This is a genomic window from Nostoc sp. ChiSLP03a, assembly GCF_034531215.2.
Lineage (GTDB): Bacteria > Cyanobacteriota > Cyanobacteriia > Cyanobacteriales > Nostocaceae > Nostoc.
Window position 1 is genome coordinate 1 of the sequence record NZ_JAVRBQ020000172.1, and the last position, 12,866, is coordinate 12,866.

The window sequence follows — 12,866 nt, forward strand, 5'->3', positions numbered from 1 at the left end:
AATCTAATTCAGTATCTGTATTTTTGAGTTAATTGAGGTGGCGGTTGCGCGACGTGCAACCGCCACTTCGTCCTGAACGAGCGCACGACTATTCAAGTGCAAAGTACCCACAGCTTGATAACCCGCAACTTGGGTTAGTAGAGTGAATGTACCTCGCTCATACATAATCAGTAGACCCAAGCCAATTAACACAAAAGGTACGGCAGCTTTACCGTAGCGACTTAAAATATTAGCAATGGTAGGTTGACGGCTTAAAAAATAAGCGATCGCACACCAAACTCCTACCATGATAAAAAATATACCTAAAATTACTCCCAAACTGGCAAGGTTATGACCAGCGAACAAAGGGATATATATACTAATATTGTCACCACCATTAGCGATCGTTACTGCTGCCACTTTATAGGTTTGGGGGTGCAAAATACTCAGAATAAAAGACAATACCGGGTTGGTAGGTGTAGGCTCTTTAAAATCACTACTGACTGTCTGAACTGTTGTAGTTTCTTCTTTTCTAAATATTAATTGCTGAATACCAATTGCTATTGGTAGTAGTCCTAGCAATCCTATCCATTCTCGCTGTACAACCAATCCACCAAAAAATCCTGGTAAGCTAGCGATGATAATAGCTGTAAAACCCAGATATTGACCGAGTAAGATATGCCGCCGCCGAAAATTAGCATCTACTTGTGAAAAAAATATTAACAAGATAATGATGTCATCTATGTTAGTGGCGATGAAAGCAATTATCCCTTCGCTGAAGGCTGTCCCTAGCTGACTCATGCTGGATTTTTAGAATCTACGATTTACCACCATACCAAATTAACCTTTCAAGTAATTGAACTACACCATTCCCCACTCCCTATCCTCCATCTCAGTCGTAGTCTAAATACCTGAAAACTGCTGTTAAATATGAGCGAGTTAGTTACTGCAATTACTACAGGGGCAATTGCGTTCATTGCCACTAATATTGATGATATTGTCATTCTATTATTATTTTTTTCTCAAATAAATGCTAACTTTCGCCCCCGGCATATAGTTGCTGGTCAGTTTCTCGGTTTTACAGTTCTGTTAATCCTTAGCCTTTCGGGTTTATTCGGAGGATTAGTTTTATCAAAAAACTGGATTGGATTACTTGGTTTACTACCAATGTCTATAGGTATCAGTAGCTTAGTGAATCAGGAAGAAGATTCATCAAAAGAAGTTCTAGCTGCCACAAAAGAAGCTGAAGCATCAACAATTACTAGCTTTTTATCTCCCCAAGCCTATAGTGTGGCAGCTGTTACCATTGCTAATGGTAGCGATAATATTAGTGTCTATGTGCCTTTATTTGCTAACAGCAACTTAGAGAGTTTTTTGGTAATTATCGGATTATTTTTTATCTTGTTAGGAGTTTGGTGCTACGTTGCATACAAATTAATTAACAACAGAGTTATAGCTGATGTATTGACTGAATATATTAATAATCTTGTGCCTTTTATTCTAATCGGATTAGGCATTTTTATTGTATTAAAAAGTGAAGCTTTAAGTCCAATCAAGCTAGCTGCTAGTAGTATCTGTTTGATGATATTGGTGAAAAACAATGAAAGTAACGATAAAATTGGCGAAAATTCTAGTAAATGAATCTAACTAGTACGACGGACGTGGCGAAAATTTACAAAAGGATTGATATTTGAAAAAATTTCTGTTTCTGTATCAGCTAACGGCTGTGCGTACACAGTAGAACAGCAGGAGAGTGTGCCGAAGCGATCGCAATATTCCAAAAGAATAGAAGATTAGGCGATCGCTATTGTTAATCAGATGCTCCAGCGTGTATTAATAAACATTGTCTTTGTTCTTGATTAACTATCAAAAATGTAAATCCCCAGATAATAAAATCCCACAGTTCGTCATCGACATCAAAGGCTGGATTATATTGAAAAACTCTTGCATTCTGGTAATCAATACACTCATTTACATTCCGCCAAAAACTTGTAATCAGATTGCACTTTTTGGATTTTTCAACGTTTTTGAATCCGTCATATGGGTTGATGCGTGCAATAAAAGTATTAATTCTGGTAGTCAGTACTGTGGCAGCATGATAACACTCACACATCGTAGCCAGTTCTGGCTTTGCTCCTGGATAAGCCAATTGGATTAATCTTTGCATTTCTAAATCTGGCGTTGCTTCTTGAGAAGTCTTTTGAATGGCTAGTTTGTCCAATGTTTGAGGCTCTAAATCACCATCCTCAAGCTTTATCCCCTTGGCACTGAACCAGATGACATAGTTGGAACCTTGTAGGCAACAACTCATAGCTTCCATGTATCCATTTAACCTACCCAGTCCTGGTGTATTCTGTATTATCATACTGTTATTGATTTTAAACGGCTCGAACTTCTTTGTGCCTCCAGTCCACTATAGTTGTCTTCTTGTACTAAGGAATCAGGATTAAATAACTCCCCAAACTGTAAGGAAGGGCGGATTTGACGAGCTAATTAACAGTTGCGTGACTATATCAAGGAAACCCGCCCCTACCTAATCCTGGAACTTAGTTTAATTCACGATTCTAAGTTGCCTTATTAAGAGTCTTATCCTGAAAATGCTTACCATAAAGAATCAAACTTTACTCAACCACTCATTCTCCTCTGGATCTTTGAACAGTGAAGTACTGAGGTAGCGTTCGCCAAAGCTAGGCTGGATCATCACGATGAGGCGACCCGCATTTTCTGGTCGTTGTGCCACTTGAATAGCCGCGTATAAAGCAGCGCCAGTCGAAATCCCTGATAGTAATCCTTCTTCTTTTGCGAGGCGACGGCTGTAAGCGATCGCTTGCTCATCTGCTACCTGAATCACTTCATCTACCAGTTCTGAACGGTAAATTGCTGGGACAAATCCCGCGCCGATACCTTGAATTTTGTGAGGCCCTGATTTACCGCCTGCTAATACCGGACTGTTGCTGGGTTCAACTGCGATCGCTTGAAAACTCGGCTTCCGTTTTTTAATAACTTCTGAAACTCCCGTAATCGTCCCACCAGTACCCACTCCCGCCACGAGAATATCTACTTCTCCATCGGTATCATTCCAAATTTCTTCGGCTGTGGTTTCGGCGTGAACTTTCGGGTTGGCGAGGTTGCGGAACTGCTGCAACATATAAGCATTGGGCGTTTTAGCTACAAGCTGTTCTGCATGAGCGATCGCTCCTCGCATCCCTTCTACCCCTGGCGTTAACTCTAGTTGAGCGCCATAAGCTTTGAGCATGGATCGTCTTTCGTGGCTCATTGTGTCAGGCATCGTTAGAATAAGATGGTAGCCCTTGGCAGCTGCCACCATCGCTAGCGCAATTCCTGTATTTCCAGAAGTCGGCTCTACTAAAACAGTTTTTCCGGGGTGAATCAAGCCTGCTTCTTCCGCCACTTCTACCATACTCGCGCCAATCCGGTCTTTCACAGAAGATGCTGGATTCATGCTTTCTAGCTTCACCACAATCCGAGCAACCGCTCCTGAAGCTTGGGGAATCTTGTTTAATTGAACTAAAGGAGTTCGGCCGATTAACTCTGTGATATCTTTCGCTATCTGCATGGGGGTACTCCGTCGTGTCTAAATATAATACATTGGACTCTGCTGGGCGCGAGTTTCTCTTTCCTCGCACAAGTCTTGGAGTGTATAACGACCCAAAACTTCTATTGAGGCAGCGTTAGCTTGCTCCCAAACTTCATAAACCAGAGTCTTTTCCAGAGTCGGAGAGTTAGAGGTATCTTTCTCTTTCCGCTCGCCTTCAACCAAAGTGACAATTTCAAGTATTGTAATCTGCCAAGGTTCCCGAACTAAAACGAAACCTCCTTTAGAGCCGCGTTGACTCTGCACCACACCAGCACGCCGGAGGTTGGTCAAAATTTGTTCCAGATAGCGCTCAGGTATGGGTTGCTTGGCAGTAATCTCGCTCATGGTTAAAGGAAGTTTTTTTCCGTGGTGGCTTGCTAGTTCTAAGAGTGCCAGCAGCGCGTATTCCACTTTGGAAGACAGATCCAAGAGAGCGTAGTTTTGGCTATTCAAGACTGTACTCAATATACTACGGTGAATTGAGGGACTTATCGCAGTTTATGCGAAATTAATTTTTTCAACTGTGGAATGTGATAGCATCCCACTTATTACCCACAAAAACACTATACTCTATCGACTTACCGTAGATTTAGATATTACACAATTCCCAATATAAGGACTCGATCTTTTTTTGGGAATTATCGTAAGTTTCTGCTTTTAGAGCCTCACCTACCAAAAAAAATCTCAACAGAGTATGCTACTAACTGATTTGCAAACCATTTTTGAGCGTGACCCAGCAGCCCGTAACTGGCTAGAAGTATTGTTCTGTTACCCTGGACTGCAAGCTCTAGTGTTTCATCGATTGGCGCACTGGCTGTATAAAATTGGAATTCCTTTCATACCAAGATTCATCTCTAATCTTAGTAGGTTTTTAACCGGAATTGAAATCCATCCTGGGGCATTAATTGGCCAGGGAGTGTTTATTGACCACGGTATGGGAGTTGTGATTGGTGAGACTGCGATCGTAGGCGATTATGCTCTGATTTATCAAGGTGTCACCCTTGGCGGAACTGGGAAAGAAAGCGGCAAACGCCATCCAACTTTAGGTTCTCATGTGGTTGTGGGAGCGGGTGCGAAAGTATTGGGAAATATTCAAATTGGCGATCGCGTCCGTATCGGAGCCGGTTCTGTGGTACTACGAGATGTTCCCAGTAACACTACAGTAGTTGGGATTCCAGGGCGCGTAACTCGTCAGAACAACTTAAATAGCAACGTTCTGGATCATGATAAAGTACGCGACGTAGAAGCTGAAGTCATCCGTGCTTTATTTGAACGCGTCAAGTCTCTAGAGAAACAGTTTGAGCAGTTGGAACAATCAAGTTTGTCCCCAACTGAGGTTGGCGACGAATTAACTGACAACCCTAAGAGCAAAAATTCTGATGGGATGATTGAAGATTTTCTTGATGGTGCGGGAATTTAATTTTGGGAATGGGGCATTGGGCATGGGGAAAGGGAAGGGGGAAGGGGTAAGGGGAAAAGGGGAAAGATTAAATTTATTCCTTTTCCCTTTAACCTTTAACCTTTTCCCCTACTCCCCTTGCTTCCCTGCTCCCCTCTTTAAAATATCCATAGGTTCTTATAACCTGATATAAATGTAATACTACGGTTAATTTATCGGAGAATAGTTTTATATATATGGTGTCTTTGTACACAAGCTTATCTAGTTCAAACAGTAACAATACTAAGCAACTTTTTGCCCGTAGGTCATTTCTGCCAGAGCATCATAACGACCTTTGGAAGATTGAAACGGGTTTTGTAAGAACTTTTAGCTATCTGGAAGATGGTACAACTGTTGCTTTAGGATTGTGGGGTCCTGGAGATGTCGTTGGGAAAAGGTTGTCAAAATTAGAACCTTATCAGATGGAATGCCTAACTAAAGTGGAGGCAACAGTTTTACCTCTAGAGGAATGGACTGAACTAACAGAAACTCTACTTGCCCATATCCAACAGGCTCAAGAATTGATGATCATTCGTAGCCATAAAAAAGTGGATACTATGCTTATCAAGCTATTGGCATGGTTATCCAAAAAGTTTGGTTCGGAAGTTGAGAAGGGACGTTTAATAGATATGCGTCTGACTCATGAAGACCTGGCAGAAATGGTCGGTTCAACTCGTGTTACGATCACTCGTGTTCTTGGGCAGTTTGAGCAAGAGGGCTTGATCGATCGTCTCTCCTTACATCGAATTGTCCTAAAAGAAGAAGAAATTTGGTACTACGAAATTTAAATTATTTCAGTAAAACCAGCTATCGCCGTCAGCATTCGGCTTGCCCACAATTCTAAGATTCAAGGATTCTAGGTAAGCTAAACCGCTAGAAATTTGTGGCACTGTTCCCCGCAGTTCAATGTCAAAGCATCGTTCTGCATTTGGTTGTAGCATAGCTTTGGTAATATTAACTACCAAGCCGTAGGTAGAAATTAACTGCGAAATCACGGGCGCTTGCAGATAGCATTTGGGAATATGTATCCGCAGACGAATCTGAGTGACTTGGGTTTTTTCAGAAACTGAAGAAACCAGTGATAATCTGTTTTGAAAATTGGTTTTTTGGTTATTTAGTGCTGACATTAGATAGTGATGATTTTATTAATTAGCATAGGCGTAGCCCGTCGTAGACATCGTTATAAACGCTAGACAAATCTAGCCAAATTGGTAGTCCCAGTTTTTCTAAATAACTCAAGCTAGAGTAGAGTTGCTTTGTTGTGCCCCACAAATCCAAGTCAAACCAGCCGTCATCTTGCGTATCGGGTTGAAGTATAGCACTGGTAATATTAACTGTTAGTCCATAACGAGAAACTAACTCGGAAATTACTGGTTCTTGGTAATAAGATTTTAAGATGCACAGTTGTAAGCGCAATCGATTGGTTTGACCTTGAGAAATCCATTGCTGGAATTGTTCTTGCCATTTATTTGTCAGCCATACAGAGTCTTTGGGACTCAATTTGCTAGCTGAATTTGGGAAAGGTAGAGTGTGCTGGTTGGGTTGAATTTGGTTAGCGATCGCTAGTTGCAGCAAATTCACTCCCAATCCTTGCAAGTAAGATAAGCTATTTGTCAGTTTTTGAGGATTTCCTGAAAGTTCCAAATCAAACCAGCCATCGCTGTCATTTTCAGATGTCAGGGATGCAGCTTTGATATTGACGGTTAAACCATAACGAGAAACCAGTCGAGAAATTACAGGTTGCCTGTTATACCGTTGAGGCACGAGAATTCGACTGTGGACTGAAGCTGGTTCTACAGATTTACTCTGAGACATCAGATTAATTCCCAATAGCTATCACAATTTTTGGGTTCGGCAGAGAATCTTGCTAATGTCGTGCCCCCACAACTCAACTGTGCCTGCTTGAATGTTAGCCTCATAGAAATTTTCATATTTCTAGCTTTTATTAAACTACTGTAACTCTATCGATTTTATGCATTTAATTGTTATGTAAAGGAGACTCCCACAAAGACTGAAAAAATACAATGGGTAAAATAACGTAAATCAAACTTATTATATTTTGACTAGCTTGAGGTTAATACAGTTGACATTTTTATCAAAACATAGTACATAAACCTTTTACAGAGATAGTCCAGTTTAAGTAATCCACGCGCAACTTGAGACTTAGGCAGTGGACGATGTTAGATGCTCTACTTAGAAGTAAAGTTTTTATTTATACTTATTTTTCCAGCAATAACTGCCATCTCTTGTGAGAAGTAAAGGTTTAGATTAAGCGGCTTTAGCCCTCAAAGTAGGGCTAGAGCCTTCAAAGCAGAGAAAAATTATGTTTTTTACATTATTTAATGTACTTTAATTTGTTTCTGCCTACTTACTTAAATATTTTTGATACTTCAGCTAATTACTAATAAAATGAAAAGTCAGTGTTGACGCGATCGCTAAAACTTTAAACTTTAAGTTCATATCCTAAAATTACCTTGTTCTTTACGCTGTTAGGATATTAATCAGCATAAGATAGTCGGTTAACTTTTGATTATAAAGTTTGATGATTAATATTACTAAATTTAATAAAGTTGACTTGATCGTTTTGATTGGGATTGTGATTATTGGTCTTATACATTTACCTTTTCCATTTGACGGAGATCAAGCATTTTTTCGGCTTGGTGCTTTGGAGATGCAACAAGGAAAGTTACTCTATCATGATTTTTGGGATGTGAAGCAACCGGGGATTTTTTGCTTTTACTTTTTAGCAGGAACTTTATTTGGTTTTAATGAGATTGGTATCCATCTCTTTGAACTTATTTATATGGTGTTTCTGTCTATAATATTGTTGCTGAGTCTCAAAAGCTATTTTCAGCATCCGATAATCGCAAGTTTAGTACCTTTGTTAACAGTTGGCGTTTACTATACTGTTTCACAGCCTTGGCATCTGACTCAAGTGGAAGCATTGGTTAGTTTGCCTTTATTTACTTGTGTTTGGTTAACTTCTCAATCTTTTAAATATGAAGGTAGAAAAGCATTTTTTATACTTTTACTATCAGGCTTTATTGGTGGAATCGTTATCACATTTAAATTAATACTTTTACTAATATTACTTTCCTTTTGGCTAACTATTTTGATATATTCTTTGCTGATCAAACGGCAGCCAATTTCAAAAGTATTTGTAGAAATCTTTATTCCCATTTTTATGGGGATTATATTTCCTATTTTATGTATTGTTAGCTATTTTGCCTGGTTTAATAGTTTACCAATTTTGTATCAGACATTTTTTTTATATCCACCTCGGATTGTTGCTAATTCTCAATTTAACCCAAGTGGGCTTTTTGCAGGAATAAAATGGTTCTTAAATAATTTTTACTCTCTAATTTTAGCCGCTACTGTTGCAGTAGATGTATCATTGCGTAAGTCTAAGAATATATTGACTTTGCTACTTGTTATTTGGTGTATTTTTGCTTGGGGTGTGATTGCTCTACAACGTGGCGCATTTTGGGAATACCATTATTTACTATTGTTTGTACCTTTAGGTATTTTAGCTACTAAAGGATTAGATGTTTTATGGGAGTCTTTAATAAAATTGAGTTCTCCATTTACGACAATTCTGCTGATATTTTTGTTTTTCTTCCCTTTATCGCACACTTTGATAAAAAAGAGTGTTGTTCTGGTTAATAATAACTTTGCTTTAACTGAAGAGGCACGATTCAAATATCAGACTGTTTTTAGAGAAAAATATCCATCTCTTCGTTCAGAGGCTGAATTTATCTCCCAACCAGAAAGTCTTCCTGGTAAGATTTATGTAGCTGGCGATCCATCTATTTACTACTTTTCTAATCGTACTCAGGCAACATCACTACGTGGTTGGGCACTTGAATATTTCCTACCTGAGCAATGGACAAAACTTCTAGAAGAGTTAGATTCATCTAAGCCTCCTTATATCTTTATTGATTATATTCAGCAGCCTACTATCAACAAAAATTTTCCCAGAATGCTAGAATTTCTTCAAGAAAGATACCGTATTTTACGTCAAAATGATAACGGTATTTGGTATACCCTTTTGTAGACAAACCACTACAGCAATTCTGAATTATTCATCAAAAACAAGATCCCCGACAACTTTTATAAAATTGGGAATCTGCGGGTTGCAATTCTTTTAAAACCAGATAAATCTTACCAATCGCTTGCTTTAGTATCATCCCAGACTTCCAATTCCAAATCGCGAAGATAAGTTAACCCGCTTTGTATTTGTGCATCTGTTCCTTGTAGTTCAAGGTCAAACCAACCATCTCCGACAGCATTGGCTCCCAAAATCGCTGCCGTGATATTCACAATCAGTCCGTAGTCAGACACCAGGCGAGAAATAACAGGTTCCTGGTGATAATCTTTAGGAATTCTGAGTCGAATCCGTTTATTAGTAAGTGTATTGTCAGTAGCCATATCTGAGTTATTTCAATCCCTAATCGGGATTGGTACAGAACTACTTTTAACCCTAACGGTAATTTACTGATAGGTACTAGGTAGATCGTACCATGTCCCATGATTTGCTTGTATCTTATTCAAAAGATAACTATAATCGCTTGATTTTTCTATTCAACATTTTTAATGCGGGTTTTCCGTTCTAGAATCTCCTTCAGCACCAAGGTTACTACTGCTAACAACGCTAACAGTACAGCCGCAGAAAAAGCCGCTTCAGTTTCGTATTGTTTGTAAGCGTCTTCTACAAACAGTGGTAGGCTCTGGGTTTGGTCAGCAATGTTGCCAGATACTACTGAAACCGCTCCGAATTCACCCATTGCTCTGGCATTGGTCAAAATTAAACCATAGAGTAAGCCCCAACGGATACTAGGTAGAGTGACGCGCAAAAATATTTGCCAATCTTTCGCACCTAGAGTTCTAGCAGCTTCTTCTTGATCCTTACCAAACTCTTCTAAAACAGGAATCACTTCTCGCGCCACAAAGGGCATACTCACAAAGGCTGTAGCCAATACCATGCCTGGAAAGGCAAAGATAATCTTGATATCATGGGCCTGGAGCCAAGGGCCAAACCACCCATTCCGTCCATAAAGTAGGACAATCATTAACCCTGCAACTACGGGCGAAATCGAAAAGGGCAGATCGATAATGCTCAAAACTACGGCGCGTCCCGGAAATTTATTACGAGCGATCGCCCAAGCTGCACATAAACCAAATACCGTATTTAAAGGTAGAGAAATCACAGCTAATAACAGTGTCAGCCAAGCTGCATGGATAAAAGCTGGTCGCGTCAGGTTGGATAGAAACGGCCCAACACCCTTACTAAAGGCTTGGACAAAAACGTTAATTGCCGGGATATATTGAACTAGGGCTAAATAAGCGATCGCTATCCCAATTAAAACTATTGGCACCCAACTCTTCTGCTCTTTCGGCTTGGCCGTATGTGTCTCAGATGCAGATGAGTGAAAACTTGGCTTATCTACTGTCATATCGCCTTGCCCATCCTTGTAAGAAATTAATTGCCAATAGCAGTACCAAGGAAATTGATAGTAAAACTATGCCAATTACTGTTGCACCAGAATAGTCATACTGCTCTAGCCGTTGGAAAATCAGTACAGGTGCGATCAAATCTTGAAAGGGCGTATTGGAAGAAATAATCACAGTCGAACCATATTCCCCAACTGCACGGGAGAAACCCAAGGCAACACCAGTTAAAATCGTGGGAAATAAAGGTGGCAAAATCACTTTCCAGAAGGTCTGCCATTGAGAAGCACCCAGACACCAGGCGGCTTCTTCAATTTCATGTTCCATTTCTTGAAGCACGGGTTGCACAGTTCTCACAATAAAAGGTAGTGAGATAAATATCATTGCTACCGCTACTCCTGTGCGGGTAAAAGACACCTTAATTCCCAGTGGTGCTAGTAGCGAACCTAGCCAGCCGTTATCGCTGTAAACTGTTGCCAGGGTTAGCCCTGCTACAGAAGTTGGTAGTGCAAAGGGTAAATCTACTGTGGCGTCAATCAAGCGCTTGAAGGGAAAGTCGTAGCGAACCAAAACCCAAGCAATTAGAGTTCCAAATACGCCATTGAGTAAGGCAGCAAATATTGCCGTCACAAAAGTTACGTTGTATGTTGCTAGTGCGATATCACTGGTTGCGATCGCCCAAAACCTAGATGGAGGTTCTGTAGCTGCTTTCAGAAACATGGCAGCTATGGGGACAAACAACATCACCGTCAGGTATGCAATGGTGATTCGCCAAGTCCAAGGAACTCGTCCCAATCTCTTCCAGAATGGCGTTTTGCGTTCAACTTCCACAGAAGGAGATACAGATGTCATAGTGAAAAATTCAAAATTTAAAATTCACAAGGAGCTTTTTGCCAGTGTTCGTAATTGCTAATTCGTAATTCAACCACAGACCAACTATTTTTAATTCTGGAGAAAAGAAAGTTGTGGAGTCAGAATTATGAATTACGAATTAAGAATTACGAATTATTTTTTGCCTTGAATCTTGTCAAACACGCCCCCATCTGCGAAGAACTTCTGATCGATTGCTTCCCAACCGCCCAAGTCTGCAACTGTACCCAGAGTTTTCAGCTTGGGAAATTTGTCAGTGACTTCCTTGGTTTGAGCTAAAGTCTCATCCACAGGACGGAATCCCAATTTGACAAACTCTTGCTGTGCTTCTGGGCTATAGAGGTATTTCACAAAACCTTCAGCAACTTCGCGGGTTCCGTGCTTATCGACGTTTTTATCTACCACAGCGATCGGATTGTCAATGGATATATTCACATCGGGAACAACATAATCAACCTTTTCGCCCTTTTGTTGTGCCAAAAGAACTTCGTTTTCGTAGTTGATTAAGACATCTCCCTGCCCTTGCTTGGCAAATGTATCAGTAGCTTCCCGCGCATCTTTAGGCAAGATTGGCACATTTTTGTAAACTTTGGTCACAAATTCAGTAGCTTTCGCCTCATCGCCACCTGTTTTAATTACAGAATCCCATAGTGCTAAGAAATTCCACTTAGCACCGCCGGAAGTTTTGGGGTTAGCAGTAATCAATTTCACACCGTCTTTGGCTAAATCTTGCCAGTTCTTGATGCCTTTAGGATTGCCGGAACGAGTGACTATTGCTGCAACAGATTTGGAGACAATGCCATTGTTGGGAACTTCTTTTTCCCATCCCGGCTGAATCAATCCAGCTTTCTCTATCTTTGTGGTGTCTCCAGCTAATGCTAAGTGAACAACATCTGCTTCCAAACCATCAATAACAGCACGAGTTTGGGAACCAGAACCACCATAGCTTTGCTTGAAGACGACAGTTTGATTACGATCTTTTTTCCACTGTTCTACAAACTTAGGAATAATTGCTTCGTGAGCGGCTTTGGTGACAGCAAAGGATACTAGAGTTAGTTCAACATTCTCTTTGCTTGCAGCCACAGGAGTAGCATTAGCAGCAGGGGTTTCAGAGGAAGAAGTACTCCCAGTTTCTCCACCAGAGCAGGCAGCAAGGGCTACACTCAATACAGTACCTACCAAAAAGAGTGATAAAAAGCCTTTGAGCGAATTTAGTCTGAACCGATACGTTCTATTGAACGCGTAGATGCGTTCGCCTTTGGCGTTGCCGTAGGCTAGCAGCTTGTCGTAAGACATCGCTTGTAATCTTTTCAGTAAGCGTTGCCACAAACTCATTTTATTTCCTCCACTAAATCCACAAAAAATCGATGGGAATACAGTTATATAGTTTTTATCATACTGGATGATTGCATATATCTAGTTGCAAACACCAAAAAACCTCATATTCTTTATCAAGAACATGGTGATTCTACCAGTTCTATGAAAAATTAAAAATGCTTTTACTTTCAACTATCAAATTGCATAGGCGCAGCT

14 protein-coding genes are annotated in these 12,866 nt (G+C 40.3%); 4 read left to right on the forward strand and 10 right to left on the reverse strand.

What is annotated here, in order from left to right; all coding sequences use genetic code 11:
* Window positions 1-3 precede the first annotated feature (3 nt).
* A complete protein-coding gene (locus RMY32_RS28855) occupies window positions 4-780 on the reverse strand; it encodes a cadmium resistance transporter (protein ID WP_409884231.1) in 777 nt (258 codons plus the stop codon).
* Window positions 781-909: 129 nt separating this feature from the next.
* Between RMY32_RS28855 and RMY32_RS28860 the strand changes: the two genes are divergently transcribed.
* A complete protein-coding gene (locus tag RMY32_RS28860; RefSeq protein ID WP_322710363.1) occupies window positions 910-1,620 on the forward strand; it encodes a cadmium resistance transporter in 711 nt (236 codons plus the stop codon).
* 169 nt (window positions 1,621-1,789) lie between these two features.
* On the opposite strand, the gene RMY32_RS28865 is transcribed toward RMY32_RS28860, so the two are convergent.
* From RMY32_RS28865 to RMY32_RS28875, 3 genes are all read right to left on the reverse strand, one after another.
* Complete coding sequence (locus tag RMY32_RS28865) at window positions 1,790-2,344, reverse strand: hypothetical protein (protein WP_322710365.1); 555 nt, start codon at window positions 2,342-2,344, stop codon at window positions 1,790-1,792.
* A gap of 249 nt (window positions 2,345-2,593) precedes the next feature.
* Window positions 2,594-3,556 carry a cysteine synthase A gene (gene cysK, locus RMY32_RS28870; protein WP_322710366.1) on the reverse strand — a complete coding sequence of 321 codons (963 nt, stop codon included), beginning with the start codon at window positions 3,554-3,556 and terminating at the stop codon, window positions 2,594-2,596.
* An 18-nt stretch (window positions 3,557-3,574) separates the two neighbouring features.
* Complete coding sequence (locus RMY32_RS28875) at window positions 3,575-4,057, reverse strand: Rrf2 family transcriptional regulator (RefSeq protein WP_322685903.1); 483 nt, start codon at window positions 4,055-4,057, stop codon at window positions 3,575-3,577.
* 214 nt (window positions 4,058-4,271) lie between these two features.
* Here RMY32_RS28875 and cysE point away from each other — a divergent pair, with 214 nt between their 5' ends.
* Together cysE and RMY32_RS28885 are read left to right on the forward strand one after the other, a co-directional pair.
* On the forward strand, window positions 4,272-4,997 hold the full coding sequence (gene cysE, locus RMY32_RS28880; protein ID WP_322710367.1) for a serine O-acetyltransferase: 726 nt from the start codon (window positions 4,272-4,274) through the stop codon (window positions 4,995-4,997).
* A gap of 215 nt (window positions 4,998-5,212) precedes the next feature.
* Window positions 5,213-5,803, forward strand: coding sequence for a Crp/Fnr family transcriptional regulator (locus RMY32_RS28885; RefSeq protein WP_322692966.1), 591 nt, complete (start codon window positions 5,213-5,215; stop codon window positions 5,801-5,803).
* A gap of 6 nt (window positions 5,804-5,809) precedes the next feature.
* Here the strand turns inward: RMY32_RS28885 and RMY32_RS28890 are convergent, their stop codons facing one another.
* Both RMY32_RS28890 and RMY32_RS28895 read right to left on the reverse strand, forming a co-directional pair.
* Entirely contained in the window at window positions 5,810-6,142 is a 333-nt protein-coding gene (locus tag RMY32_RS28890; RefSeq protein WP_322710368.1) for an NIL domain-containing protein, read from the reverse strand.
* Between the two features lie 22 nt (window positions 6,143-6,164).
* Entirely contained in the window at window positions 6,165-6,830 is a 666-nt protein-coding gene (locus tag RMY32_RS28895; RefSeq protein ID WP_322710369.1) for an NIL domain-containing protein, read from the reverse strand.
* Between the two features lie 727 nt (window positions 6,831-7,557).
* Between RMY32_RS28895 and RMY32_RS28900 the strand changes: the two genes are divergently transcribed.
* On the forward strand, window positions 7,558-9,069 hold the full coding sequence (locus RMY32_RS28900; protein ID WP_322710371.1) for a hypothetical protein: 1,512 nt from the start codon (window positions 7,558-7,560) through the stop codon (window positions 9,067-9,069).
* Window positions 9,070-9,176: 107 nt separating this feature from the next.
* Here RMY32_RS28900 and RMY32_RS28905 read toward each other — a convergent pair whose 3' ends face one another.
* The 4 genes from RMY32_RS28905 to RMY32_RS28920 form a co-directional block, all read right to left on the reverse strand.
* Entirely contained in the window at window positions 9,177-9,443 is a 267-nt protein-coding gene (locus RMY32_RS28905; RefSeq protein WP_289797696.1) for an NIL domain-containing protein, read from the reverse strand.
* 149 nt (window positions 9,444-9,592) lie between these two features.
* Entirely contained in the window at window positions 9,593-10,468 is an 876-nt protein-coding gene (gene cysW, locus RMY32_RS28910) for a sulfate ABC transporter permease subunit CysW (RefSeq protein ID WP_322685887.1), read from the reverse strand.
* Complete coding sequence (gene cysT, locus RMY32_RS28915; RefSeq protein ID WP_322710372.1) at window positions 10,455-11,315, reverse strand: sulfate ABC transporter permease subunit CysT; 861 nt, start codon at window positions 11,313-11,315, stop codon at window positions 10,455-10,457. Before cysT ends, cysW begins: the two co-directional genes overlap by 14 nt.
* A gap of 153 nt (window positions 11,316-11,468) precedes the next feature.
* Window positions 11,469-12,668: a sulfate ABC transporter substrate-binding protein gene (locus RMY32_RS28920; protein ID WP_322710373.1), complete on the reverse strand. Its 1,200-nt coding sequence runs from the start codon at window positions 12,666-12,668 to the stop codon at window positions 11,469-11,471.
* Between the last annotated feature and the right edge of the window lie 198 nt (window positions 12,669-12,866).

Bases quoted from the DNA above. Each gene is read 5' to 3' on its own strand.
- cysK (WP_322710366.1), bottom strand. From the start codon at position 3,556: ATGCAGATAGCGAAAGATATCACAGAGTTAATCGGCCGAACTCCTTTA.
- RMY32_RS28890 (WP_322710368.1), bottom strand. From the start codon at position 6,142: ATGTCAGCACTAAATAACCAAAAAACCAATTTTCAAAACAGATTATCA.
- RMY32_RS28860 (WP_322710363.1), top strand. From the start codon at position 910: ATGAGCGAGTTAGTTACTGCAATTACTACAGGGGCAATTGCGTTCATT.
- RMY32_RS28920 (WP_322710373.1), bottom strand. From the start codon at position 12,668: ATGAGTTTGTGGCAACGCTTACTGAAAAGATTACAAGCGATGTCTTAC.
- RMY32_RS28905 (WP_289797696.1), bottom strand. From the start codon at position 9,443: ATGGCTACTGACAATACACTTACTAATAAACGGATTCGACTCAGAATT.
- cysW (WP_322685887.1), bottom strand. From the start codon at position 10,468: ATGACAGTAGATAAGCCAAGTTTTCACTCATCTGCATCTGAGACACAT.
- cysT (WP_322710372.1), bottom strand. From the start codon at position 11,315: ATGACATCTGTATCTCCTTCTGTGGAAGTTGAACGCAAAACGCCATTC.
- cysE (WP_322710367.1), top strand. From the start codon at position 4,272: ATGCTACTAACTGATTTGCAAACCATTTTTGAGCGTGACCCAGCAGCC.
- RMY32_RS28865 (WP_322710365.1), bottom strand. From the start codon at position 2,344: ATGATAATACAGAATACACCAGGACTGGGTAGGTTAAATGGATACATG.
- RMY32_RS28885 (WP_322692966.1), top strand. From the start codon at position 5,213: ATGGTGTCTTTGTACACAAGCTTATCTAGTTCAAACAGTAACAATACT.
- RMY32_RS28855 (WP_409884231.1), bottom strand. From the start codon at position 780: ATGAGTCAGCTAGGGACAGCCTTCAGCGAAGGGATAATTGCTTTCATC.
- RMY32_RS28900 (WP_322710371.1), top strand. From the start codon at position 7,558: ATGATTAATATTACTAAATTTAATAAAGTTGACTTGATCGTTTTGATT.
- RMY32_RS28895 (WP_322710369.1), bottom strand. From the start codon at position 6,830: ATGTCTCAGAGTAAATCTGTAGAACCAGCTTCAGTCCACAGTCGAATT.